Here is a 25,674-nt window from a genome sequence, read left to right as displayed (position 1 = left end):
ACACTGAGAGGGTGACGACTTATGCACAGCTTGATAACACTATATATGGATGTTTTTTTTATGATAACCCCTATATGTGGGGTCTATTAGGCACCAAAGCAGTACCTCGTTTCTTGATCCAGAACAGGTTTTGGGAGGGGTGGTGCAGTTCACAACCAGCGCCAAAAGAGGCTTATTCAACGCATCCCAGACGGGGAGCGGGCTGGCGTACCATACGACCGGCTGGAAAAAGATTTTCCCTCCGACAGTAATTGACCGGGACAGGCCTGCACCAAGATGGACATAATGAGTGACGACTCTTTTCTTGTCCGATGGGAAGCGACATGAACAAGCCTGTATTGCGGTGGCTGCTACTGCTGCTGTGTACCCTGCCGCTGCGGCTGTGGGGGGCCGAGATCCTGGTGATCAGCAGCTATCACCCCGAGTACCTGTGGGATCGGAGCTACAACGCCAGCCTGGAGGCCCATTTGGGCAGCAACCACCGCATCAGCCACTTCTACATGGATACCAAGCGTCGCTCTCCCGATGACTTCGACCAGATTGCCGAGCAGGCGCTCGCTTTCTACCGGCAGACCAAGCCGGATCTGGTGGTGCTCGGCGACGACAATGCCATCAATTACCTGGCCAGAGAGATCGCCACCCTCGGCACCCCTGTGGTGTTCCTCGGCATGAACGAGAATCCGCGCCACAAGGGGCTGGTCGGCCATCCCAAAATCACCGGCGTGCTGGAGCGCCCCCTGCTCAAACGCAACATCAACGAGATGAGCCAGTTGATGGGGGGGGCGCTGGTACTGTTTGATTCCAGCAACGTGTCGCTCACCGCCATCGAGGACGAGTTCAAGACCCAGACCGAGTTCCGCGTCGGCCAGACCCTGGTCAACAGCCAGTTGATCGGCGACTACGGCCTGTGGCAGGAGGCCGTGCTCAACGCCAAACGCAATGGCTATCAGGCCATCTTCATCGGCCTCTACCACACCCTCATCGACGAGCAGGGCAGGCATGTGGACGAACAGCAGGTACTGGCGTGGGCCAGTGCCCACAGCCCGGTGCCGCTGTTCTGCTTCTGGGAGTTTTCGGTGGGCAAGGGCCGCGCCATCGGTGGTCTGGTGCTCGATGGCCGCGATCAGGGGGCCAAGGCGGCCGAACTGGTAAATGCCATACTGGCGGGAGCCCAACCCAAGACCCTGGCTCCGCGTGCCGCCCTGCGCGGAGAGTATGTCTTCAGCGAAAGCGAGTTGGCCCGCTGGCGGCTCACCCTGCCCGACAAGTGGCGCTACAGGACCCTTTGGCGCGACTGACCCAGTCAGGCCCTCATAACAAAGAACCCGGCCATGCCGGGTTCTTTGTTTCTCGTTCTGTGTTGGCGACTCAGCCCTGCAACGCCTGTTGCAGCTCTTCTTCACTCCAGACTGTGATACCGAGCTCCTGGGCCTTGGCGAGCTTGGAGCCGGCGGCTTCGCCAGCCACCAGCACATCTGTCTTGGCCGACACCGAGCCCGCCACCTTGGCCCCCAGCGCCTGCAGCGCCGCCTTGGCGTCGTTGCGCGACAGGGTGGTGAGGGTACCGGTCAGCACGAAGGTCTTGCCGGCGAAGGGCTGATCGCTTGCCTCCTTCTTCTCGATGGCCGGCCAGTGGATGCCGGCGGCCAACAGGGCGTCGAGCACCTCGATGTTGTGGGGTTGGCGCAGGAAGTAGTAGACGTGCTTGGCCACTATGTCCCCCACGTCGGCTACTTCCAGCAACTGCTCCACCGAGGCGGCGCGCAGGGCCTCCAGGGTGAGGAAATGGTTGGCGAGGTTCAGCGCCGTCGCCTCCCCCACCTCACGGATCCCCAAGGCAAACAGGAAGCGCGGCAGGGTGGTGCTGCGGGCCTTGTCGATGGCGGCCACCAGATTGAGGGCGGATTTTTGCCCCATCCGCTCGAGACCGGCCAGCTGGATTGCGTTGAGGCTGAACAGATCCGCCGGGGTCTTCACCAGCCCCTTGTCCACCAGCTGCTCCACTATCTTGTCACCCAGGCCGTCCACATCCATGGCGCGGCGGGCCGCGAAGTGCTTGATCGCCTCCTTGCGCTGCGCCTCGCAGAACAGGCCGCCGGAGCAGCGGGTCACCGCCTCCCCTTCCAGTCGCTCCACCGCAGAGCCACACACCGGACACTGGGTGGGGAAGAGGATCTCGCGGGCATCCGCGGGGCGCTGCGCCTCCACCACGGCCACTATCTGCGGGATCACATCCCCTGCCCGGCGCACGATCACGGTGTCGCCGATCATGACGCCAAGGCGCGCTATCTCGTCCGCATTGTGCAGAGTGGCGTTGGATACGGTGACGCCGCCGACGAACACCGGCTTGAGCTTGGCCACTGGGGTCACGGCGCCAGTACGGCCGACCTGGAACTCGACGTTCTCCAGCAGGGTCATCTCCTCCTCGGCCGGGAACTTGTGGGCCGTGGCCCAGCGCGGGGCCCGAGCCACGAAACCGAGCTCCTGTTGTAGTGCTATGTCGTCCACCTTGTAGACCACGCCGTCGATCTCGTAGGGCAGCTCGCTGCGGCGGGCCAGGATGTCGTCGTGGAAGGCCTGGCAACCGGCCGCCCCCTCCTTGAGCTTCACCTCGGGGCTGAGCGGCAGCCCCCAGGCCTTGAGCTGGTTGAGGCGAGCGAAGTGGGAGTTCCCCAGCTCGTCGCCGCCTATACCCACGCCATAGGCGTAGAAGCTCAGGGGACGGCTGGCGGTGATGCGGGAATCAAGCTGGCGCAGACTGCCGGCGGCGGCATTGCGCGGGTTGACGAACACCTTCTCCCCTGCCGCCTGCGCCTTGGCATTCATCGCCTCGAAACCGGCCTTGGGCATGAAGACTTCGCCACGCACCTCCAGTCGCGCAGGCCAACCAGTGCCCCTCAGGACGAGCGGAATGGCCTTGATGGTGCGCACATTCTCGGTGATCTCCTCCCCCGTGGCGCCATCCCCCCGGGTGGCCGCCTGCACCAGCTGGCCGTCCACATAGAGCAGGCTGACCGCCAGACCATCGAGCTTGGGCTCGCAGCAGAAGGTGAAGTTCAGCTCGCGCTTGAGGCGATCGCGCATGCGCTGCTCGAAGGCCTGCAGCTCTTCGTCACTGAAGACGTTGTCCAGGCTCAGCATGGGGATCTCGTGGCGCACCTGGCTGAAGGCCGAGAGTGGCTGGCCGCCGACCCGCACGCTCGGGGAGGCCGGGGTTTTCAGCTCGGGGTGGTCGGCCTCGAGCGCAATCAACTCGCGCATCAGGCGATCGTATTCGGCGTCCGGCACCGTGGGGTTATCCAGCACATAGTACTGATGGCCGTATTCAACCAGCAGCTCACACAATTGACGGTGGCGGGAGAGGATGTCGCTCATGAAGAAGTCTCGAAGTGTGATGGAACAATCAGTCTGGGGCAGAAATGAAAATGCGGCACCTGGGTACCGCACTTTTCATGGCTGAGGCCAAATGGCGCATCAGTCGCGGCTGGCCTCGTAGGCCGCCAGCTCATGGCGATAACGGGCAATGTCGTCGTCGCTGAGCGGGCTGCGCGAGGCATCGGTCAGCATGGCATCGAGATCGCTCGCCAGCTGATCCGCCGCCTGCAGCATGTGCTCGAACGCAAAGGCCGCATTGCTGCGCAGGGGCAGTTGCATGAAGAGGGACACACCCGGGGTGCTGAACTGCTCCATGCGGTAGGGGTTGAAGGTACCCGGCTTGACCATGTTGATCATGGAGAAGAGCACTTCACCCTTGCCGTTGAGATCTTCGTGACGGTGGAAGATGTCCATCTCGCCAAACTTGAAGCCCAGCGCCAGCAGGGAGGAGAGCAGGGTCGCCCCTTGCAGATCGTGACCAGGACGGGCCATCAGGTTGATGACATAGACATCCTGCCAGATCTTCTCGACCGGCGGCAGCTCCTGGACGGGCTCGGCCACCTGGACCGGCTCTTCGTAGGCGGGCTCGTCATCATAATCGGGCTCTTCATACACAGGCGCGGGCGGGGCATAGCGGGCTTGCTGCTGCGGCGCGGGCTCGCGGGCACCGAAGGTCGGCGCCTGGGCGTAGGCCGGCTCCACCAGCGGTTCGTCGTCCAGTGGCTGCATCATGGGTTCACGCTGGGGGCGGGAGCGGTGCACCGGGGTGCGGCGGATCACCTGGGCAGGCTTGCGTACCGGCGCGGCAGGCACCTCTTCGACAGGCTCGGCGCTCGGCTCTTCATACTCGTCTTCTTCTTCATAGACGGGAGGCGGCGTCACCGGACGGGGGGCTGGCTTGCGCACCACGGGCGGCGGCAGATCGTCATCCTCGTCCTCATCGAAGGCGGGCACGGTGGCGGCACGGCGGGGTTCCGGCTGATGGGCCTCGTCGCTGCGCAGCTTGGGCTCGGCACGACGGCCACCGCTGACCACGCGCACCTGACCGATGCCATCGCTGTCAAACGCATCGCTGTCACGATCCCGTGACTTGGATTCCATCCGACCCAGGGGTTTTTCCTTGATCGGTGCCTGACGGTTCTTTCTGTTGCTCCACAACCCGTGAATGAGCAATGCCGCGATGGCAATACCGCCCAGGGCAACCAAGATGTAACGCAATTCCTGCATTAGCTGCTTCTCTTTCTAGTTTTGCTCAGCCAAAGCGACGGCTTCACCGATGTCAACCGACACGATGCGAGAAACCCCGGGCTCTTGCATCGTGACGCCTATCAGCTGCTCGGCCATCTCCATGGAGACCTTATTATGACTGATGTAAACGAACTGTACTGTGCTCGACATCTCTTTGACAAGAGAACAGAAGCGACCCACGTTCACTTCATCGAGCGGTGCATCCACCTCATCCAGCAGACAGAAGGGAGCTGGATTGAGTCTGAAGATGGCAAAAACCAGCGCAAGGGCGGTTAGCGCCTTCTCCCCCCCGGAAAGCAGGGCAATGGTAGCATTCTTCTTGCCCGGAGGTCTTGCCATGATGCTCACTCCGGCTTCCAAAAGATCGTCCGAGGTCAGCTCAAGCCAGGCACTGCCCCCCCCGAACACTTTCGGGAACAGGGATTTTAAATCTTCGTTGACCTTATCGAAAGTGTCGCGGAACCGTATTTGTGTTTCTTTATCAATTCTTTTAATGGCTTGGCTCAGGGTTTCCAGCGCCTGCTCCAGATCCTGGCACTGGTTTTCCAGGTAGCTTGCCCGGGTTTTCGCCTCTTCATACTCCTCCAGCGCCGCCAGGTTGATGGCGCCAAGTGCCTCCACCTGTGTCTCCAGTGTCTGGATCTCCTGGCGCAGCTTGCCGCGATCGGCGGCGATCAGCACGGCCTGATCGAGATCCACCAGCCGCACGCCCAGCTCTTCGAACTGCTCGTGCAGTCCCTGTCGCCGGGTGAGGTTGCGCTCCCGCTCCAGTCTGAGCTGGGCGAGCTTCTCCTGCAGGGTCACCAACTGTTTGTGGTCGGCGCTTCTGGCCTGCTCCAGCTCGGCCAGCTGACGCTCCAGCTCGGCGAGCCGCTGATGACAAGCCAGCTGCTGCGCCTCCAGGTTGCGTTGCTCCGCCAGCAGAGGCGAGATGTCCTGCACCGCCTGGGCGTCCGGCCCCTTGAGCTCGGCCAGCTCCAGCCCGAGCCGGGCCAGCTCCTGTTCGCGCAGGGCGATGAGCTGCGCCAGATTTTGCTGCGCCAGTTGCCAGCGCTGGCAGCTTGCCTGCTGCTGCTCCCGGCGCGCACGCGCCTCCTCCAGCGCCCGCTCGGCACTGGCGACCCCCTCCTGGGCCAGCAAGAGTGCCTCCGCCAGCGGCTCCCCCTGCTCCTGCAGCTCGGCAAGGTGCGCCTCTTCCAGCTCGAGCTGCTGCTGGGCCGCGGCAAGCCGCTCGGCCTCCTCGGCCTGCTCCTTGTCCAGCCGGACCAACTCTTCCCCAAGCTGGCCGAGGCGCAGCAGCCGCTCCTGACGCTGACCCTGCTGCAGGCTCCAGGCTTCTCGCAGTTGTTGCCATCGCAGCTCCTGCTCGCGCAGGGTGCGCTGGTTCGCCTCAAGGGCGCTGTGCAAATGGGCGCGGTCGGCATCTGCGGCCTTCAACTGGGCATCCAGCTGAACCAGGGCCTGCTCCCCAGCGGCCAGTTCGGTGTGTAACCGCTCACGTTCACCGAGCAGCGCCAGGGTGCCGAGGGCGCCGCCCTGGCCGAGATCGGCCCAGTTCGGGCCAAACCAGTCCCCCGCCGGGGTCAGCACAGACTCACCGGCCAGGAGGGATGACTGGCGGGCCAGGGCCGCCTCCCTGTCATCGGCCAGCCAGATGACGTTGAGGAAGGCGGGGATGTGATCCCCCTCGATCCGGGCCGCCAGGGTGCCGGGCACCGCTGGGTGAGCCGGGCCTATCCAGAGCCCGCCCTGCTCGAGGTTGCACTGGTCCCCCGGCTCGGCGGTGAGCCAGCGCCCGAGCACCTTGTCCAGCCCCTGGGCCCACTCGGGGGCGACCTGCAGCCGATCCGCCAGGGTCGCGCCCTGCATCTGCTCCCCCAAAATCTGATCAAGGGTTGTGAGGCGGGCGCCGAGCTCACGCAGCAGGCCGCCCTGCCGATCCCGCCGTTCTTTGAGGGCCTCGTGGCTGGCCACCCCGGCCTGCCACGCCTGTTCCAATGCCTCGTGGCGGGCGCGAGAGAGTGCCAGCTCATCCGACAGGGCATCCAGCACGGGCTGCAGGCTCTCACCTTCCCCGCCAAGGGGGCCTGCCTGTTCATCCTCCAGCTTGAGTCGCGCCAGCCGGGTCTTGGCCTGCAGCTCCTGCAGGCCGCTTCGCTGGGCACGGGTCTGGTTGAGCCTGCCCTGTGCCTGACCGAGCTGCTGCTGCCACTGCTGCTGGTGTTGGCGGGCCAGCTCCAGCCGCTCGCCGGCCGCGAGGCGAACGGCCTGCTGATCGGCAAGTAACTGCTCACACTGCTCGAGGCGAGCCGACTCCACCTCCCCCTGGAGGACGCCCTCTGTCAGCTGCTCCTGCTGGCTCCCCAGCTCTCCCCTGATGGCCTCGATGCGCTCGCCGAGGGCCTGACGCCGTGCCTGCCAGTCGCGACCGAGCTCGGTCTGGTGAAGCTGCTGCTGTTCGAGGCGGGCGATGGCCTGGCCGCCAAGGAAGATCTGCTGCTGACGACTCGCCTGCTCGGCCTGGGCCTCCTGGCGGGCCACCGACAGGGTGACGTGGCGCCCTTCGCCCGCGGTGCGCTTGGCATCGAGCGCCGCCAGCGCCTGCTCTGCCTGGGCCAGCTCGCTCTTGGCTTCGCCGAGGCGGGTCTCCAGCGCCCACAGCTCGGAGCCGATGAGCTCGGCCCTTGCGGCGCGACTGCGGCTCTTGAGCTGCTTGTAACGCTCGGCGGTTTCGGCCTGGGATTTGAGATGCTCAAGGCGGGAACCCAGCTCGCCACGAATGTCGCCGAGGCGCTCCAGATTCTCCTGAGTGTGACGGATGCGCTGCTCTGTCTCCCGGCGCCGCTCCTTGTAGCGGGAGACCCCGGCGGCCTCTTCCATGAAGAGCTTGAGGTCCGCCGGGCGCGACTCCACCAGCCGGCTGACGGTGCCCTGCTCTATGATGGCGTAGCTGCGCGGGCCCAGGCCGGTGCCGAGGAAGAGATCGGTCACGTCCTTGCGACGGCACTTCTGGCCGTTGATCTGGTAGTGGTTGGAGCCGTCACGCAGCACCTCGCGGCGCACCGAGATCTCGTTATAACGGCCAAATTCACCGGGCACCCGGTTGTGAGGATTGTCGAACACCAGCTCCACCGAGGCACGGCCGTGGGGGCTGCGGTTGATGGAGCCGTTGAAGATGACATCCGTCATGTTCTCGCCGCGCAGGTGGCGGGCCGAGCTCTCCCCCAGCACCCAGCGCACGGCGTCGATGACGTTGGATTTACCACAGCCGTTGGGGCCCACCACGGCGGTCATGTCGGCCGACAGTTCGATGCGGGTCGGCTCGACGAACGACTTGAAGCCGGCGAGTTTGATCAGTTTCAGACGCATGGCGACCCGTGTCAGTGGCGAAATGAAGAGGCGGCGGGCGGGCTGTCAGCCCACAAATATCATCCGACGTCCGGCCTGACCGGACGGGATATCGGGAATAGTTCGCGACTTTACCAGATCCGGACCCGGCCTTGTTGGTCGTGCGCAGGCAGTCAGCCCACGAATATCATCCAGCATCCAGCCTGACCTGGCGGGATATCGGGAATAGTTCGCGACTTTACCAAATTGGAGGCTTGTTTGTAATATGCTGGCACCCTACCCATTCATTGATGGATCTCAGATGAGCCAATCCCCTCACATGGTCAAAGATTCGGTCAGCGGTGCAGACTACTTCCTGCGCGGCTTCTCCCTCATTCGCCAGCCGGGCATCCGCACCTTCGTGCTGATCCCCCTGCTGGTCAACTTCGTGCTGTTCGCCGGCGCCTTCTATGCCCTGCTGCTGCAACTGGACGGCCTGTTCGCCTGGCTGCATCAGCAGATCCCGAGCTGGCTCTCCTGGCTCGACTACCTGCTGTGGCCCATCGCCCTCATCACCATACTGGTGGTGTTCTCCTTCATCTTCAGCTCGGTGATCAACTGGATAGCGGCCCCCTTCAACGGCCTGCTGGCGGAGAAGGTGGAGCAGATCCTCACCGGCGAGGCGGTGAGCGACACCGGCATGCTGGATGTGGTCAAGGACGTGCCGCGCACCTTCAGCCGCGAGTGGACCAAGCTGAAGTACTACCTGCCCAAGGCCATCGGCTGCCTGATCCTGTTCCTCATTCCGGTAGTGGGCCAGACCCTGGCACCTGTGCTCTGGTTCCTGTTCAGCGCCTGGATGATGGCGATCCAGTATGTGGACTACCCGTTCGACAACCACAAGATCGACTTCATCACCATGCGCGATGCCTTGAAGCAGCGCCGCGGCAAGTGCCTGAGCTTCGGTGCCCTGGTCACCCTCTTCTCCGCCATTCCCGTGGTCAATCTGTTCGTGATGCCGGTCGCCATCTGTGGCGCCACCGCCATGTGGGTGGATCAGTATCGCAACGAGCAGCTTCGCCGCTGAGCCGCGCAGACATAACCAAAAACGGGGGCATGGGCCCCCTTTTCATTACTTAATCTAATGCAAACGTGAGAGTACTTGTCGTGCCAGACCAGGCTTGTTAGGATGCGGGCCTTTCTCGCACCCTGGGATAACTCATGTTACATGCACTCTTCTTGCTCGGCCTGGTGGCCGAAGGGATGACTGGCGCGCTGGCGGCGGGCCGGCGGCGGATGGATCTGTTTGGTGTCGTCATCATCGCCTCGGCGACGGCCATAGGGGGAGGTACCATCCGGGATGTGCTGCTGGGGCACTACCCCCTGCTCTGGGTGGAGCACCCCGAATATGTGCTGCTGGTGGCGGGGGCAGCCATGGCAGGCGTCATCTCGGCCCCGCTGATGCGTTATCTCGGCAAGCTGTTCCTGGCGCTCGATGCCCTGGGGCTGGTGGTCTTCTCCATCTTTGGCGCCGCCCGGGCGCTCGAGATGGGACACGGGGCCGGCATCGCCTGCATCATGGCGGTGGTGACCGGCGTCTTTGGCGGCGTGCTACGGGATCTCCTGTGCCAGCGCATCCCGCTGGTGTTCAAGCGCGAGCTCTACGCCGCTGTCTCCCTGGTGACGGCCGCTCTCTACTGCTTCGCGCTGGATCAAGGCCTGCCCAATGACTGGGCCGCCTTCGGGGCCATCGGCATCGGCTTCGTGCTGCGGCTGCTGGCGGTGCGCTTCAAGTGGGGACTCCCCACCTTCAATTACCAGTACGCCACCCACTGAGCGCGCCAGTTTCTGGCCAGATTGGCTGGATTGCACACAACAAAAAAGCGCCGGATGGCGCTTTTTTGTTGCTGATGGCAGTGAAAAAACTGACTCAGTTGATCCCTTCCGAACTGAAGAAGGTGGCCTTGTCGGCGATGAAACGGATCTTGATGTTCTTGCCGTCCCCGCCCCAGACGCAGCTGGTGGTGCCGAGCGCATCGTCGCAGCGCTCCGCCTTGCCAAGGATGGCGCTCGCCTCGGCATAGGTGATCCCCATCTTCAGCTTGTCGTAGTTTTCCCGGTTCAGCTTGCTGCACCCGGTCAGCAGCAGGGCGATCAGGCCCCCGATCAGAATCTGCTTCATCTGTCTCTCCTCTGGATAGTGCCCAGAGCCTAGCAGCTCGGAGCCCTCCTGTGCCAACCCGTTACCAGCTGCGCACCGGGCCGGTGTCGAGGTGGACGAAGTTGTCGGAGGGGTAGTAACCCACGCCGCCGACCTTGAGGTTCAGAGCCGCCTTACGCAAGTGCGCCAGCTGCACGCCGGGGATGCGCACATCCACCGCCTGCCCCAGGGTGTGGTAGCTGTGTTTGGCGACGCCACGGCTGCGCTGGCGCTTCTGGCGATTGGTGGCCGGGGAGCGATACCCCGAGATGAGCTGGATCTCCCCCTTGCGGCCCAGCTTGTGCTGCAGCAGGAAGAGCTGATCGAACAGCTTCCTGTCGATGTTGAACACCTCGTTGCGGCGATAGTCGCGGAAGATATGGTTGAGCTCCGCCAGACCATCGTTCAGATAACGGCCATTCTCCCAATAGCTGGCGTTGACCCGCTCGCCGGTATTGAGGTTGAAGAAGCTGAGTTCACGCCCTGTGGTACTGCGGCTCGCCACGGCCGGGAACGACAGCAGGCTGGCCCCCATCAGGCAACCGGCCCCCAGCAGCAGACGGCGTCGGCTTATCTCTTGTTCCAGCATCCGTTGTCCGTCCATTCCAGAGTGAAGTAACAGTGGTGAATGAATATGATACAGAGGCCGAAACTACCCGCCCGTAAAAGTCATGTCAAACCGCAAAGGCCCATGAAAAAGCCCGGCACTGGCCGGGCTCTTCACTCTGTGGCGGGGATCACAGCAAGCGGCTCTGAAAGCTCACTCGATCGAATCCGTAAATATCATTGCGCAGTTGCTGGCGCCCCTCTTCATCGATCCAGCTGCTCCAGTAGACGGTGAACACCGGGATAGGGGTAGTCAACGGCAACCACTTGGTCTGGGTCTCTTTCAGGATGCTGGCGACCTTGTCCGGCTGATAGCGGGAGTCCGCGAGCAGCAGCTCGGCCAGATCGTCCGCATGCTCGACCCGGATGCAACCGGAGCTGAAGGCACGTGCCCCCTGCTCGAACAGAGCCCTGCGCGGCGTCGAATGCAGGTAGATGGCATCGTTGTTCGGCAGGTAGAACTTGTAGCGCCCCAGGGCATTGTGATCCCCCGGCTTTTGCCGCAACCGGTAAGGGAAGCCCGACGCCAGCGCATGGTGCCAGCCATCTTCGCTGAACTGCACCGGATTGCCCTCGCCGTCGATCACCTCGAACTGTTCGCGATCCAGATAGGCGGGATCCCGTCCCAGCTTGGGCAGAATGTCCTTGCTCAGAATGGAACGCGGCACATGCCAGGCGGGATTGAGCACGATGGAGCGGATCTCGCTGGCAAGGATGGGGGTGGCCCGCTGCTCCTTGCCGACGATGACCCGACTGGTAAAGACCTCGCTGCCTGACTCCACCACGCTCAGGCGGTAATCCGGGATGTTGACCAGCACGTAGCGGCCGGCGAGGTGATCCACCAGATCCCGACGCCACAGGTTGCGCAGCAGCAGGCTGGCACGCACTTGCGGCCCGGTATTGAGCCAGGAGCGGGTCTGACGGCCGATGATGCCGTCGGCGGTCAGGCCATGGCGGCGCTGGAACTGCTTGATGGCCTGCTCTGTCTCGGCGTCATAGGTGGCATCCTGGTGGTTCGGGGCACCGTCCCCCAGCTCGTTGAGGATGGAGCGGATCTGGCCAAGCTCGGTAGCGCTCTCCCCGGCTCGCAGGGTCGGCATGTCCAGGGTCGGCCAATGCTTGGCCATGGGCATGGCCAGCAGCTTGCGCACTTCATCGCGTACGGCCTCATATTCGGCGACTTGGGGCCTGAGCTGTTTGACCTGATCCAGCAGGTTGTCACCCAGGGGCTCATGGGCCAGGGGCTTGGTCAGGTCCAGCTTAAGGGTCTGCATCTGCTCGCGGGCGACCAGGTCCATGGCGCGCCAGGTTTGCTGGAAACGCGCCAGCTTGCCGAAGGCTTCGTCGTAGAGGGCGCCGCGCCGATCGGCCGGGGTCTTCTGCAACTGCTGCCAGAGCCGATAGAAATCCGGGTGCAACTGGGCAAGCACCGCCTCCTGCAGTTGCAGCTCCAGCTCATGGCGTGCCTGTTCTGCGGTACTGTTCTGATACCAGTCATGCTGGATGCTGGGACTGGCCACCACCATCTGTTCTGTGCTGGCATGGACCATGCCAGCCGGCCAGCAGCCCAGCCAGATAAGGTTTGCCAATGCCAACCAATACTTCTTACCCATGCTTCTTACCACGCTTGCCTCAAATCGGTTCACTTCGGCCTGTCAGGCGCAACGGTCAGGTGCCCATGATGCGGGAATGGCGGCGACTTTGCTAGCGGGCGGAGGTGTAGCGTCGCCAGATGAGCGCATGCTCCCCGCTCTTGCCAACGGCCATGATCGCCTGATTGAATCGCTGCACGAATTCGCTCGATATCGTCTTTTTGCTCAACATGAAAGAGGTCGGCGTCTCGTAGATCCCCATCACATGGGGGACCACCTCCTCCGACAGCCCCTCTTTCTTCAGACCCCAGGGAGTGGCCAAACTATCCCCGAGAAATCCGTCTATCCGACCCAGCACCAGTTTGCGGTAATTCTGCACGTCATTGACTGCGCTCACCTGATCAGGGTAACGGCGCAGCAGTTCGGAGATCTCGGCGCCATAGTAGTAGTCCCGGGTGATCCCCAGCCGGTGGCCCTGAGCCAGCCAGCTCCCCAGATCCGTTTCATCGTCGGTGCCGGCCTTGCGCACCCAGAGCGCCGTCCTCCCCGGATTGTAGGCGGTGGAGAACCAGGCATAGCGCGCCCTGTCCTCAGTGAAGTAGGCCTCCATGGCGATGTCCTGGCGCCCCAGTTCCAGCTCGTGCAGCCCCCGCTTCCAGGGACGCTCTACGTAGATGAGACGGCATCCCAACCGGGCCGAGACGGCGTTGAGATAGTCGACCGCGAAGCCGCGCAGCCGCCGTTTGTCGCCATCCTGCTGGTAATAGTGGTAAGGGGGCCAGTCATCGAAACCGACGCGCAGCGGGGAAGGACAAAGCGGTTGAGCCAACAGCGAGTGAAGGGGCAAACAGCAGAGCACACACAGGCAGAGCAGTCTCATGGGTCATCCTTGACAGCGGGACGGGTCATCTTAATTCTGTCAAACGAAAATGGCGACAGATCCTGCCACAGCGATGCACTATATCAGCCATTTGCCTGATAAGGCCATGGGCAGGACAGGGCCCAGGTCGCACTGGATGCCCGCCACAAAAGCAGGATGCGCACGACACCAAAGCCCCTTGGTACGCAGGGGGATTGGGGGTTAATATGTGAGCAAATTTATTTTTGTGATCCACTATGCTTTTTTTGCAATTGGATTAGCATATGCGCGAATCCAGCCTACCTATCCGTCGGGCATCGAGTGAGTAATATGACCTACAAAAAGTTCGGTTTTCTGGCTGCCATCCTGGCATTGAGCGGTTTTTACCTTTACACCCTCTACCTGGCCGCTCACCCCAACGTGAGCCTGGCTTACAAACTCTATTACCTGGAAGGCAAGACCCGCTTCTGGGAACACAACTCCAGCATGACTTACCAGCCGGGCAACGAACTCAACCTGACCAAACCGAGCCGCTTCCTCTCGAGCGAAGGCTGGGCCAAGAAGCCGAGCGAGCAAGGCACCGAGCTGAGCGGTCAGGGTGGACTCTATTTCGTGCTGCCCAAACAGCAGGATCAACCTGAGCAGCTCACCATCCAGGCCAGGATCAACAGTCCGCAAGCCGGCACCCTGCTCAAGGTGGCGCTCGGCCATGATTTCACCACCACGGTCAAGCTGGCCAAGGCGGGCATCAACGAAATCAGGCTCAACCTGCCGGGCGACTCCCTGACAGCCGATCCCAAGCATCCCAACTTCCTTGCGCTCTCCGCTCCGACACCGCTCAACGTCCAGTCGGTACGCCTGACCGTCGCGCAGTGAAGCTGAAGATCCCAGCATCAGTAGTCTTATAAAATAATTCTTTCAATAAGGAAGTTCCCATGTCGCATGCCGATTTTCGACTCTCTCTGGTCGTGCCCGTTTACAACGAGGAAGAGAGCATAGACGCCTTCATCAGCGCGATAGATGCCGAACTGGCTCCCCTCAAAGACCGGCTTGAAATCGTGTTCGTCAATGACGGCAGCCGCGACCGCACCCGTGAAGTGGTCGAACAGGCCATTGCCCGCGATCCCCGCGTGACCCTGGTCAACCTGGCCCGCAACTTCGGCAAGGAAGCGGCCATGACCGCAGGCCTGCATCAGGCCAAGGGCGATGCCATGGTCCCCATGGATGTGGATCTGCAAGATCCCCCCGCCCTCATCCTGGAATTCGTCAAGCTGTGGCAGACCGGCGACTACGACACCGTCTACGGTATCCGGGTGGATCGCAGCGCCGACACCCCGATGAAACGCCTCACCGCCGGCGGCTTCTACCGCTTCTTCAACGCCCTCTCCACCAGCACCAAGCTGCCGGAGAACGCCGGTGACTTCCGACTCATCGATCGCAAGGTGGTCGAGGCTCTCAAGCAACTGCCCGAGCGCAACCGCTTCATGAAGGGGCTGTTCGCCTGGGCCGGTTTCCGCGCCGTCGGCGTGCCCTACGAGCGTCCCGCCCGCCACGCCGGCGAGACCAAGTTCAACTACTGGAAGCTGTGGAACTTCGCCCTCGACGGCCTGATGAGCTTCTCCAGCTGGCCGCTGCGGGTGTGGAGCTACGTCGGGGTCGGCGTCTCCTTCATCGCCTTCCTCTATATCCTCAAGATCATCACCCAGGTGCTGTTCTTCGGCATCGACGTGCCGGGTTACGCCTCCCTGATGTCGGTGATGTTGTTCCTCGGCGGCATTCAGCTGCTGTCGCTCGGCATCATAGGCGAGTACATAGGCCGCATGTTCGTGGAAGTGAAGCAGCGCCCCGTCTACCTCATCGAGGGAGTCTACGGCCAATATGCCCGGCAGGATGCGGGCAAGCAGCCGGATGCGGCGGCAACCCAGAGTGAAAAGGCGCAGGATGCGGACAAGCAGGAGCCGGCGTCCCAATGATCTCCCGCGAGGAATTCTGGCGGCTGGTTCGCTTCGGTTTTGTCGGCGGGGGGGCGACCCTCGTCGATCTGGGCACCTCCATCGCCCTGTTCCATACCTGGCCCGCCATCTCTGAGCATCTGGTCACGACCCTGGCCTTTGCCATCGCGTTCTGGTTCTCGTTTTTCGGCCATCGCTACATCACCTTCCAGAAGCAGGGTGCCGCCAGCAAGTTTCTGCTGGTGGCCCTCTTCTCCCTGGCGGTGCGTAACCTGATCCTGAGCGGCCTGCTGTTTGCGGGCCTCTCCGGACTGCTGCCGGTGGTGATTGCCACCCTGACCGTTACCGTACTCACCTACATACTCTCTCGCGTCTGGGTTTTTGCCTGATGAATGACATGACCAATACTCCTCCCCTCGCCGGGGATGCCCTCCCCTATCGCCCGTCACTGCGCATCAGCAGCCGCGACTGGCTGATGATCATCGCCGCCTTCGTGCTGAGCCGGGTGGCCCTGTACGGCATGGGCTATTTCGGCGTCCAGCTCTACGGCGCCCCCGACATAGGCCCGTTGCAAGCCTATTGCCAGTTCGACTGCGTCTGGTTCCAGCGCATCATCGAGAACGGCTACGACCTCTACCCACGCTGGCTGAGCAAGGGCAACGCGGCGAACTGGGCCTTCATGCCGCTCTATCCCATGCTTGCTGGCGGGCTCTCCAGCCTGCTCAACATCGAGAGCCTAATCGGCCTGATGCTGGTGGCCAACATCGCCTTCTTCATCAGCCTGCCGCTGATGCTGCTGGTGCTGCGCCAGCTCAAGCTGGGGGATGAGACCGCCCGTTTCGGGGTCTGGCTGCTGGCCTTCTCCCCCTTCTCCGCCTACTTCGTCTCCGGTTATACCGAGTCCATGTTCATGGCGCTGATGCTGGGGATGTTCCTGTTCGCCTACCGCGAGCAGTGGCTGATGGTGGCCTTCCTCGGCATCTTCATCTCCGGCACCCGCAACCTGGGGGTCATGATGGTGTTCCCCGTGCTGATCCTGGCGCTGCAGGCCTATGGCTGGCGCGAATTCTTCCGCTTCACCGAGCGGGCCTTCAAGGTGGTGTTCACCCTCTGGCTCATCCCCCTCGGCCTCTTCTCCTACATGGTCTACCTCTATCACCTGACCGGGGATGCGCTCGCCTTCAAGCACATCCAGGTCGCCTGGGGTCGCTACATGGACAGCCCCCTGGACTGGTGGCTGAGCGGCTTCGAGCTGGGCGGTCGCAAGGCCTACCTCTCCATCATGGTGATCTTCGGCTGGTGCCTGAACGGCTACCTGTTCAGCCAGAAGCGCTGGGCCGAGGCGACCCTGATGTTCATCTGCTGCACCATACCGCTGATGACCGGGCTCAACGCCATGCCGCGCTACATGTTCGGCCTCTACCCGACCCTGCTGGCCATCATCTTGCTGGCCCATCGCTGGCCGTCCATCCGCCCTGCGGTGCTCTGCATCAGCGGCATGGTCGCCTCCTTCATCGCGGTGGCCTTCGTCAACTTCAAGTTCTTTACCGTCTGACGAACGATCCCCCGCAGGCGAACAGCCCCACCTGAACATGCCGGTCCATCGACCGGCATTTTTTATGGCGCCGCGCTCCGGGCAGCAGGGCGGCCATCACACTTTGCCGGGCTTGAAAACGTAACCATTTGAACTGACCTCACAAATCGGCATTTTGCCGGTCCAAGCCCACCCGCAGGGCCCCTAGAATGAGTGCCTCAACGGAACCCGATCTCCTCACTCAGCTCAAGGAATGGCCTATGCGTCCCTCGCCTCGTTTCGATCTCCGCCCATCCTCCCTGTGGCTCGCCCTGCTGGCCACGCCACTGTTCGTCGGTCAGGCGCTGGCCGCCCCCGAGGTGCATCTCCACGTGGATGGCAAACCGGTGGCCGAGGCGCTGACGCTGGACAAGGGAATCGTCACCCTGACCCACAGGCTGGACAAGGGGAGCCACCAGATCCGCATCGCCGATGCGGGCAACAGCTGCGGCACCAGCTTCGGGCCGACCGAGGCCAGGCCGCTCCCCTTCGGCACAGCCCAGCCCATGGACAAGTGCAGCAAGGGGGCGAGCTTCACCCTGAGGGTGATGCTGGCCGGTGACTACGAATTCACCTTCAACCCGGATACCCCCAGCCTCAAGGTGCTGCGAGCAACCAAGAAGAGCGAGTTCAAGCGCCAACCCCCCACAGAGCCCTGTATCACCTGGGACGGCGGCCCGGTCACGGCATCACTCAAGGGAGTCTGGCCCGACGGCACCCGGTTGCGGGATGCTTACTCCAGGCAGGAGGCCGTGGTCAAGGGCGGCAAGCTGACCCTGACACCGAGCAAGGAGAGCGGCGGCCTGCTGCTGCTCGAGCCGGTCAAGGCGGCCAAGCCAGCACCGTTCAGCTGGGAGCAGGCGAGCGTCTATTTCCTGCTGACCGACCGCTTCCACAACGGCGATCCCGCCAATGACCACAGCTTCGGCCGCCAGAAAGATGGTCAGGACGAGGTCGCCACCTGGCATGGCGGCGACTTCAAGGGGTTGACCGAGAAGCTCGACTACATCAAGTCCCTCGGCATGAACGCTATCTGGATCACCCCCATGGTGGAGCAGGTGCACGGCTTCATCGGCGGTGGCGAACAGGGTAACTTCCCCTTCTACGCCTACCACGGCTACTGGGCGCTGGACTTCACCAAGATTGACCCCAACTACGGCGACGAGGAGAGCCTGAAGACCCTGGTGGACGAGGCCCACAAGCGCGGCATGCGGATCATCTTGGACGTGGTGATGAACCACGCCGGCTACGCCACCCTGGCGGATCTGCAGGATCTGGGGCTCACCGATCTCACCCAGAACACCGGCAAATTGCCGACCCGCTGGAACGAGTGGCGCCCGAACGGTGGCCTCAACTGGCATGGCTACAACCAGTTTATCGACTATCAATCGAGCGATTGGAGCAGCAAATGGTGGGGCCCTGACTGGGTGCGCGCCGGCCTGCCCGGCTACCCGCAGCCCGGCACCGACGATGTCACCGGCTCGGTGGCGGGGCTGCCGGACTTCCTGACCGAGTCCACCAAGCCGGTGGGCCTGCCGCCGCTGCTGGCGGCGAAAAAAGACACCCGGGCCAAGGCCCTGCCCAACGCCACCGTGAGCGACTACCTCATCGCCTGGCACACCGACTGGGTGCGCCGCTTTGGCATCGACGGCTTCCGGGCCGACACCGTCAAGCATCTGGAGCCCGCGGTCTGGGCCAAGCTCAAGCAGGCGGGCACCACCGCGCTCAAAGAGTGGAAGGCCGCCAACCCGGACAAGGCGCTCGACGATCTGCCCTTCTACATGGTGGGTGAGGTGTGGGATCACGGAGTCGCCAAGGATTTCTGGTATCAGAACGGCTTCGATTCCCTGATCAACTTCGACTATCAGCGGGAGTTCGCCCTGCCACAGGCCCAATGCATGGCAGGCGCCGAGCCCACCTATGCCAGCTACGCCAGCCGCATCAACCAGGATGCCGAGTTCAACGTGCTGAGCTACATCAGCTCCCACGACACCAAGCTGTTCTTCGGCGACTATCAGGACGTGCCGCTACAACGACGGGTCGCGAGCAGCTTCATGATGCTGCCGGGGGGCATCCAGCTCTACTACGGGGACGAGTCCGGCCGCGGGCTCGCCAAGGATGGCGGCGTGTTCGATCAGAGCGTGCGATCCGACATGAACTGGCAGGAGCTGGGGAGCGGCGAGAAGGCCGATCTGGTCAAGCACTGGCAGCAACTCGGCCAGTTCCGCGCTGCCCACCCGGCGGTGGCGGCAGGCAGCCACAAGAAGCTGTCCGATGCGCCCTACAGCTTCGTGCGGGAGAAGGGGGAGGACAAGGTGGTGGTGGTGTTCGCCGGCCGGCAGCCATAACCGGGCCCGTATCGGACAAACGAAGAGGGGAGCCAGTGGCTCCCCTCTCTCATTGCACAGGCACACTTCATGCAGACTGCCGGGCGATGGCCGGCCACTGCAGCCGTGCCTTGACCAGAGTCTCCTGCCACAGGGGCCAGGCCAGCAAGACTTGCTGATAGGCGCCCGCCTGACCGGGCAGCGAAATGCCGTAGCTCGCCAACCGATAGGCCATCACCGCATAGAAGGCATCCAGGATCCCCGCCTCCCCAAAGTAGAAGCGCCCTCTCGCCTGGGACCAGATGGTCTGCAAGCGAGCCAGCTCGCCGATGGTCTCTACCGGCGGCTCGCTCTGGGTCGGCGCTCCCAAAAAGAAGGGCAGACGACTACGGATCTGGCCAAAGCCCGCGTGCAGCTCGGCGCACAGACTCCTGGCCTTAGCCCGCTCGGCCCGGTCCGTCGGATAGAGGTGACGCGCCGGGCACAGCTCGTCGAGATACTCGGCGATGGCGAGGGAGTCGTGGATGCGCAGCTCGCCGTCATCCAGCCAGGGCACAAGCCCGGCCGGCGCCGTGCGCTTGAGCCGTTGCAACGCCTTGGCATCCTCCAGATCGAACACCTGCTCCTGCCACTCCAGCCCGCTCATGGCGAGCACCAGCGACGCCCGCATTGCCCAGGTGGAACCTGTGCCTACCGTCAATACCAAGGATCCCATCAATTGCCTCCTGCGTTGGGGTTGTTCATGAGCATCCCGTCGGCCCTGTTGGCACGACATCTCATGGTCGCCTCACATTTGCACACCAGCGAGTTTGACCCCCTTGGGGAGCAGTGCTAGTTTGATTTTTCAAAACAATCAGTTAGCAAAAATGTGAGCAATGGACAGCCAATTTACCATCGTCATCGCAGATGACCACCCCCTGTTTCGGGGCGCCCTCTATCAAGCGGTGCACATGGCCATCGACGAGGCCAGGCTGCTGGAGGCCGACTCCATCGACAGCCTGACCCACCTGCTCGCGGAGCACCCCGAAGTCGATCTGCTGCTGCTCGATCTCAAGATGCCGGGGGCCAATGGCTTCGAGGGGCTGGCCTATCTGCGCGGCCAGTACCCGGACCTGCCCATCGTCGTGGTCTCTGCCTCGGAAGATGCCGCCATCATCCAGCAGGTGCTGCGCCTCGGGGCCCTGGGCTTCATTCCCAAGTCGGTTCCCATGAAGGAGCTGGTCAGCGCCCTCAATACGGTGATCGGGGGGGATAACTGGGTGCCGGAAGGGATCTCCCTCCACCCCGAGTCCGAGGATGGCCCCGACTTTGCCAGCAAGCTGGCCAGCCTCACCCCCCAGCAGTACAAGGTACTGATCATGCTGCGGGACGGCAGCCTCAACAAGCAGATCGCCTGGGAGCTCAACGTCTCCGAGGCCACCATCAAGGCACACATCACCGCCATCTTCCGCAAGCTCGGGGTCAAGAACCGCACCCAGGCGGTCATCGCCCTGCAGCAGATGGACATCAAGGACAGCTGAGTCAGCAGCTTGTCTCCACCACTATGGCGGTTTGTGGCTCGACAATTAGCACGATCGTACTTTATGCTGCAGAACCCAGAGAGGAGAGTGCGATGAGCAAGGGCCGTCTGACCCGCGACAACATTTTGCAGACCGCCTTCGAGCAGGCGAGCCAGCAAGGGCTCGAGAGCCTGACCATAGGCTCGCTGGCCAGTGCATGCGAGATGTCCAAGAGCGGCCTGTTTGCCCATTTCCAGTCTCGCGACAACCTGCAGATCGCCGTGCTCGCCTACTCCGCCGAGGTGTTCCGGGAGCGGGTGATCCAGCCGGTGCGCCAGCAACGGCACGGCACCCAGCAGGAGAAACTGCTGGCCCTGCTGCAGGCCTGGCTGGCGTGGAACCAGAGCTTTGCCGGACGCTGCATGTTCCTCGACGCCTGGACTTCGGCCCAGGAGGGGGAGGTGCAGCAGGCGGCCCGCCAGCTGGTGCGTTTCTGGCTCGACTATCTGGCTCGCCAGGTGGTGCAGGGCCAGGAGAAGGGAGAGTGGCGCAGGGATCTGGATCCCTGGCGCGCCGTCTACCGGCTATATGGCCTCTATCTGGGAGATCAGGTGTTCAATGCGCTGGACTTGTGTCAGGATCCGGCCCGCCACTTCTGGCCCGAGGTGGAAGATCTGCTGACCAGCTGGCGCTGAGGTTCTGGCTCCTCTTTTTAAAAACAGACAAAAAAGCACGAACGTTCGCACATAAAAACCACAGGATGACCATGAGCAGCAAGATCTATTTCAACACCCGCCGCGTCAGCCCGAGCAAGTTGCTGCTGGGGCTTGGCACCCGGTTGCACCACGCACTGGCACCGGCCCACGCCAAACGCACCGCCAGCAAGTTGCTGCTCACCCCCCAGCGCCCAACCCGGGAGGTCGCCGCCCCCGCCGGGCTGGTGCAGCAGGCCATCCACACCGGTGAGGGTACCCTGATGAGCTACCGGCTTGGCCAGGGCCCGGTGTGGCTGCTGATGCACGGCTGGTCCGGCAGTGCCAGCCAGTTCTACCCGCTGATGAACCATATCGCCGCCCAGGGCTTCACCGCGCTGGCCTATGATCACCCCGCCCACGGCCAGAGCGAGGGCAGCACGGGGCACCTGCCCCGCTTCGTGCGCGCCTTCGACGAAATCCTAGCGCGCGTCGGCCCAGTTCAGGGGGTCATCACCCACAGCATGGGGGGCGCCGTCACCCTCAGCAGCCGCCACCCCGCCCTCGACACGCTGCCGCTGCTGCTCATCTCGCCCGTGCTCGACTATGTGCCCCAGCTCTATGGCATGGTGGCCCGCTCCGGCTACTCCATCCGGCTGTTCGATGCGGTGGTCAAGGAGATCGAGCACGAATACCAGCATCCCTTGAGCACTGTCGATCCCCTGGGTCGTCTCGCCCGCCGCCAGGGGGCGGCCCTCATCGTTCACGACGAGGAGGACAGGTTCGCCCCCCATAAAGACTCGTTGCGGGCGGTAGAGGATGGCCGCACCCGACTGGTCAGCACCCGTGGGCTAGGCCATGGTCGCATCCTGGCAAGCCCCCCCGTGTTCGCCGCCTTCGATCAGCTGACCCAGCCCAGAAGCGAGGCCTGATCCCGCCGTACCGGTCGCCTCAAAAAATGATGAGGCGGCCCATTTTTATCCGGGATACAACGTCTTATAGTTAAATTGCGCGGTGGCACCCCGCCCTTGCAATCACAATAAGGCGCAGCATCATGGCAGACCTCCTTTTATCAGCCGTGGCGCTATCACAATAAGGGACAGCAGCATGGCCAGACCCAATACAGCTCTCCTGTTGACCGGTGGTGGTGCTCGCGCCGCCTATCAGGTCGGCGTCCTCAAGGCAGTGGCCGAGCTCTATCCCCGCAACCTCGGCATCCCCTTCCCCATACTGTGCGGCACCTCGGCGGGAGCCCTCAACATCACGGCGCTGGCGTGCTACGCCTCCTGTTTTCACCTGGGGGTGCGCAAGTTGGAATGGGTCTGGCGCCGTTTCGAGACCCATCACATCTTCGACTTTCATCCCTGCCAGCTGCTGTGGCGCACCCTGTATCAGGGCTCGGCCGGTCTCATCAGCCCCCAGAGCAACCACGCCTTCCACCTGTTCGACAATGCCCCCCTGCGCCGCCTGCTCGATCAGCTCATCGACTATCACCGTATCGATGACAACATCCTCTACGGCAGCCTGGAGGCCATCGCCATCACCGCCTCCGACTATGACGACGGCCTCTCCACCACCTTCTTCCAGGGGCGGGCCGAGCATCAGCCCTGGGAGCGGGCCAGGCGGCGCGGCCTGCGCACCCTGCTCACCTCGGATCACCTGCTGGCCTCGGCAGCACTGCCCTTCGTCTTTCCCGCCACCCCCATAGGCGATCGTTTCTACGGTGACGGCTCCATCCACCAGCTGAGCCCCTTGAGCCCCGCCATTCACCTGGGGGCAGAGCGGATCCTGCTGGTGACGCTGGATTCACCCCATCAGGGGGGCGCGTCCCCGCACCAGAGCCGCCTGACCAGCTCCAACATCGCCAGCCACCTGCTCAACACCGTCTTCTCCGACACCCTGAATTCGGATCTGGAGCGACTGGGACGCATCAACCAGACCCTGTCCCTCATCCCGCCGCGGGAGCGCAACCGACTGAAGCTGCGCCAGGTGGAGACCTGTGTCATCAGGCCAAGCCAGGATCTCGACCTCATCGCCCTCGATTATCTGCCCAAGCTGCCGACCCAGTTGCGCCGCCTGCTGCGGGTACTGGGGGTGAACGGCCAGGAGAGCAGCAGTCTGGCCAGCTTCCTGATGTTTCACCCGGGTTACTGTCAGCAGTTGATAAGGTTGGGGTATCAGGATGCAATGGCGCAACGTCAGCACATCGAGTCTTTCCTGGACATCGAAGAGCGGATCCGCGAGGAGGCTTGAACAGGCAGTCGTCGCCCGGACCGGGGGCCTAATGCCCCTCCAGCAGGCGCTGCTCCGCCTGCTCCATGGCCACGGCCGTACCAAACAGCACCAGCCGATCTCCCGCGAGCAGCCTCAGATCGGCCCTCGGCTCCAGGCTCCGCTCTCCGCGATGGACCGCCTTGATGCGCACCTCCCCCAGGGGCAATTCCCGCACCCGACGCCCAACCGCCCAGGCCTGATCGTGCAGCAACACGGGGTGCAGCCGCTCCAGCAACTGATCCGTCTCCAGGTTGCCCGCACTCTGATCTCCCCAGTAGAAGCCATGCAGGAAGCGGTACTGGCTGCTGCGCTCGTGCTCCATGCGCCGGATCACCCGGCCTAGGGGGACGTCGCAGTTGACCAGCAGGTGGGACACCAGCATCAGGGCCCCCTCCTGGGACTCCGGGATCACCTCGAAGGCCCCGGCCTGCTTGTAGTGCTCGAGGAAGCTGTCGTCCCGGGTTCGTACCAGCACCTTGAGATCCCCCGCCAACGCCCGGATCTGCGTCAGCATGGCATCGACCCGCTTGCGATCGTCGAAGGTGATGATCACCAGGCGAGCCCGCATCAGACCGGCCGCCAGCAGGATGTCGCGCCGGCTGGCATCGCCAAACGCCACCTGCTCCCCCGCTAGCTTGGCCTCGCTCACCCGCTCGGGATCGAGATCCAGCGCGAGAAAGGGGATCTCCTCGAGCTTGAGAAAGCGGGCACAGGTCTGCCCGGTACGCCCGAAGCCGGCGATGATGACATGCTGATGCTTGCTGAGCCCCGACTGGGCGACCCCGGCGCGCGAGAGCAGGGCCCCGTCGGTGAGGGAGTGGGCGAGCCCCAGCGCCCGCTGCACCAACCAGGGGGTGAGAGAAAGGGTGATGACGCCGACGCCGATGAGCAAGGAGACCATCTCGTGACCGAGCAGGCCATGGTGGCTCGCCAGCGCCAGCAGCACGAAGCCGAACTCGCCGACCTGACTCAGCATGATGCCGGCCGCCATGGCATCGCGCTTGCGCTCCCCCATCAGCCGGCCCGCCAGCAGCACCAGCAGCGACTTGCACAGGATGAGCCCGAACACGCAGAGCAGCACCTGCCACCAGGCATTCGCCACCAACGTCCACTCCATGGTCATGCCGATGGTGATGAAGAAGAGCCCCAGCAAGACGTCCCGAAACGGCTTGATATCCACCTCAAGCTGATGACGGTAGTGGGACTCCCCCAGCATCATGCCCGCCAGGAAGGCCCCGAGCGCCATGGAGAGCCCCATCCACTGGGTCAGAGAGGCCGCCAGCAGAGCTACCAGCAGGGTACTGAGCACGAACAGCTCATCGGATCGCGCCCGCGCCACCTCGTGAAACACCATGGGCAGCAGCCATTTTCCCACCGCGAGCAAGACTGACAGGGCAAACAGCCCCTTGAGGGAGGCCCAGGCGACTTCCGCCAGCAAGGCGCTGCCCTGCACCTCGGGCCTGGCCAGGATGGGGATCATCACCAGCAGCGGCACCACCGCCAGATCCTGAAACAGCAGGACGCTCACCCCGAGCTGGGCCCGCCGGGTATGGAGTTGCTGCAACTCCCCGAGCTGCTTGATCACCACGGCGGTGGAGGAGAGGGCCAGGGTGCCCGACACCACCAGCGCCTGGGGCAGGCTCAGACCCCACCACCAGCCGAGCCAGAAGAACAGCAATGAGGTGAGCAACACCTGCAGGCCGCCGACCCCCAGCACCAGCTTGCGCATGGCGAGCAGGCGCGGCAGCGAGAATTCGAGCCCGAGGGAGAACATCAGGAAGACGATGCCGAGTTCCCCTATGGTCTGCATCATGGCCTGCCCGGTGACGATGGCCGCGCCATGGGGGCCGAGCAGCATGCCGACGAACAGGTAGGCGAGGATCACCGGCTGACCGAGGCGTCGGAAGATGGCCACCAGCAGGACGGCGGAGAGCAGCAGGATCAACACATCGGCATACACACATCCCTCTCTTTTATCTGTCCCCATGGCACGATGAGACTGTGCATCGGGCTCCTCGCACCGTCCGGTCATCTTCAGGGCTACGGGACAGGATCCCGCCCCTTCCGGGAGCTCGCGACAAGCGGCACACTGGGGTTATTTACCCTCCCATTTCATCTCGTTAAGCCTAGCCAGCGCCTTTGTTTTCCAT

Annotated in this window: 21 protein-coding genes; 12 read left to right on the top strand and 9 right to left on the bottom strand. The window is 63.2% G+C overall.

Annotation, left to right across the window (positions count from 1 at the left end; genetic code table 11):
* Positions 1-323: 323 nt before the first annotated feature.
* Positions 324-1,298, top strand: a complete 975-nt coding sequence (locus KW824_RS10795; protein WP_218409768.1) for an ABC transporter substrate-binding protein — start codon at positions 324-326, stop codon at positions 1,296-1,298.
* 70 nt (positions 1,299-1,368) lie between these two features.
* Here the strand turns inward: KW824_RS10795 and ligA are convergent, their stop codons facing one another.
* The 3 genes from ligA to KW824_RS10780 all read right to left on the bottom strand — a co-directional run bounded on the left by ligA (position 1,369) and on the right by KW824_RS10780 (position 7,992).
* Complete coding sequence (gene ligA / locus KW824_RS10790) at positions 1,369-3,375, bottom strand: NAD-dependent DNA ligase LigA (protein WP_218409767.1); 2,007 nt, start codon at positions 3,373-3,375, stop codon at positions 1,369-1,371.
* Positions 3,376-3,474: 99 nt separating this feature from the next.
* Entirely contained in the window at positions 3,475-4,602 is a 1,128-nt protein-coding gene (zipA, locus tag KW824_RS10785) for a cell division protein ZipA (RefSeq protein WP_218409766.1), read from the bottom strand.
* Between the two features lie 15 nt (positions 4,603-4,617).
* Complete coding sequence (locus KW824_RS10780) at positions 4,618-7,992, bottom strand: AAA family ATPase (RefSeq protein ID WP_218409765.1); 3,375 nt, start codon at positions 7,990-7,992, stop codon at positions 4,618-4,620.
* Positions 7,993-8,272: 280 nt separating this feature from the next.
* Between KW824_RS10780 and cysZ the strand changes: the two genes are divergently transcribed.
* Both cysZ and KW824_RS10770 read left to right on the top strand, forming a co-directional pair.
* Positions 8,273-9,037, top strand: a complete 765-nt coding sequence (gene cysZ / locus KW824_RS10775; protein WP_043131025.1) for a sulfate transporter CysZ — start codon at positions 8,273-8,275, stop codon at positions 9,035-9,037.
* 134 nt (positions 9,038-9,171) lie between these two features.
* Positions 9,172-9,786, top strand: a complete 615-nt coding sequence (locus KW824_RS10770) for a trimeric intracellular cation channel family protein (RefSeq protein ID WP_042649503.1) — start codon at positions 9,172-9,174, stop codon at positions 9,784-9,786.
* 94 nt (positions 9,787-9,880) lie between these two features.
* Here KW824_RS10770 and KW824_RS10765 read toward each other — a convergent pair whose 3' ends face one another.
* From KW824_RS10765 to KW824_RS10750, 4 genes are all read right to left on the bottom strand, one after another.
* Positions 9,881-10,132: a hypothetical protein gene (locus tag KW824_RS10765; RefSeq protein WP_042649504.1), complete on the bottom strand. Its 252-nt coding sequence runs from the start codon at positions 10,130-10,132 to the stop codon at positions 9,881-9,883.
* Between the two features lie 61 nt (positions 10,133-10,193).
* Positions 10,194-10,739: a YcbK family protein gene (locus tag KW824_RS10760; RefSeq protein ID WP_041206241.1), complete on the bottom strand. Its 546-nt coding sequence runs from the start codon at positions 10,737-10,739 to the stop codon at positions 10,194-10,196.
* 148 nt (positions 10,740-10,887) lie between these two features.
* The gene (locus tag KW824_RS10755; RefSeq protein WP_042649505.1) at positions 10,888-12,369 is read right to left on the bottom strand and encodes a murein L,D-transpeptidase; all 1,482 of its coding nucleotides are present in this window, start codon (positions 12,367-12,369) and stop codon (positions 10,888-10,890) included.
* Positions 12,370-12,460: 91 nt separating this feature from the next.
* A complete protein-coding gene (locus KW824_RS10750; protein WP_218409764.1) occupies positions 12,461-13,228 on the bottom strand; it encodes an ABC transporter substrate-binding protein in 768 nt (255 codons plus the stop codon).
* Positions 13,229-13,537: 309 nt separating this feature from the next.
* Here KW824_RS10750 and KW824_RS10745 point away from each other — a divergent pair, with 309 nt between their 5' ends.
* The 5 genes from KW824_RS10745 (at position 13,538) to KW824_RS10725 (ending at position 19,080) form a co-directional block, all read left to right on the top strand.
* Positions 13,538-14,083 (top strand): hypothetical protein, encoded by a 546-nt coding sequence (locus KW824_RS10745; protein WP_182786059.1) that lies wholly within the window; start codon positions 13,538-13,540, stop codon positions 14,081-14,083.
* A gap of 59 nt (positions 14,084-14,142) precedes the next feature.
* Complete coding sequence (locus tag KW824_RS10740) at positions 14,143-15,180, top strand: glycosyltransferase family 2 protein (RefSeq protein ID WP_005324509.1); 1,038 nt, start codon at positions 14,143-14,145, stop codon at positions 15,178-15,180.
* A complete protein-coding gene (locus tag KW824_RS10735; RefSeq protein ID WP_005324511.1) occupies positions 15,177-15,548 on the top strand; it encodes a GtrA family protein in 372 nt (123 codons plus the stop codon). The genes KW824_RS10740 and KW824_RS10735 overlap by 4 nt, the downstream gene beginning before the upstream one ends.
* Positions 15,548-16,714 carry a hypothetical protein gene (locus KW824_RS10730; RefSeq protein WP_182786061.1) on the top strand — a complete coding sequence of 389 codons (1,167 nt, stop codon included), beginning with the start codon at positions 15,548-15,550 and terminating at the stop codon, positions 16,712-16,714. Before KW824_RS10735 ends, KW824_RS10730 begins: the two co-directional genes overlap by 1 nt.
* Before the next feature lie 239 nt (positions 16,715-16,953).
* Positions 16,954-19,080, top strand: coding sequence for an alpha-amylase (locus KW824_RS10725; protein WP_218409763.1), 2,127 nt, complete (start codon positions 16,954-16,956; stop codon positions 19,078-19,080).
* Between the two features lie 67 nt (positions 19,081-19,147).
* Here the strand turns inward: KW824_RS10725 and KW824_RS10720 are convergent, their stop codons facing one another.
* Positions 19,148-19,774, bottom strand: a complete 627-nt coding sequence (locus KW824_RS10720; protein WP_218409762.1) for a glutathione S-transferase N-terminal domain-containing protein — start codon at positions 19,772-19,774, stop codon at positions 19,148-19,150.
* A gap of 160 nt (positions 19,775-19,934) precedes the next feature.
* Here KW824_RS10720 and KW824_RS10715 point away from each other — a divergent pair, with 160 nt between their 5' ends.
* The 4 genes from KW824_RS10715 to KW824_RS10700 all read left to right on the top strand — a co-directional run bounded on the left by KW824_RS10715 (position 19,935) and on the right by KW824_RS10700 (position 23,503).
* Entirely contained in the window at positions 19,935-20,579 is a 645-nt protein-coding gene (locus KW824_RS10715; protein ID WP_005324525.1) for a response regulator transcription factor, read from the top strand.
* Positions 20,580-20,671: 92 nt separating this feature from the next.
* Complete coding sequence (locus KW824_RS10710; protein WP_218409761.1) at positions 20,672-21,253, top strand: TetR/AcrR family transcriptional regulator; 582 nt, start codon at positions 20,672-20,674, stop codon at positions 21,251-21,253.
* A gap of 71 nt (positions 21,254-21,324) precedes the next feature.
* On the top strand, positions 21,325-22,182 hold the full coding sequence (locus KW824_RS10705; protein ID WP_218409760.1) for an alpha/beta hydrolase: 858 nt from the start codon (positions 21,325-21,327) through the stop codon (positions 22,180-22,182).
* Between the two features lie 175 nt (positions 22,183-22,357).
* Positions 22,358-23,503, top strand: a complete 1,146-nt coding sequence (locus tag KW824_RS10700) for a patatin-like phospholipase family protein (protein ID WP_171272386.1) — start codon at positions 22,358-22,360, stop codon at positions 23,501-23,503.
* A 28-nt stretch (positions 23,504-23,531) separates the two neighbouring features.
* Here the strand turns inward: KW824_RS10700 and KW824_RS10695 are convergent, their stop codons facing one another.
* On the bottom strand, positions 23,532-25,484 hold the full coding sequence (locus KW824_RS10695) for a monovalent cation:proton antiporter family protein (protein WP_218409759.1): 1,953 nt from the start codon (positions 25,482-25,484) through the stop codon (positions 23,532-23,534).
* Positions 25,485-25,674 lie beyond the last annotated feature (190 nt).

This window comes from Aeromonas sp. sif0611, assembly GCF_019218845.1.
GTDB classification, from domain to species: domain Bacteria; phylum Pseudomonadota; class Gammaproteobacteria; order Enterobacterales; family Aeromonadaceae; genus Aeromonas; species Aeromonas media.
The sequence above is the reverse complement of the archived record's forward strand: the minus strand, read 5'-3'. Positions and strand labels throughout refer to the sequence as shown.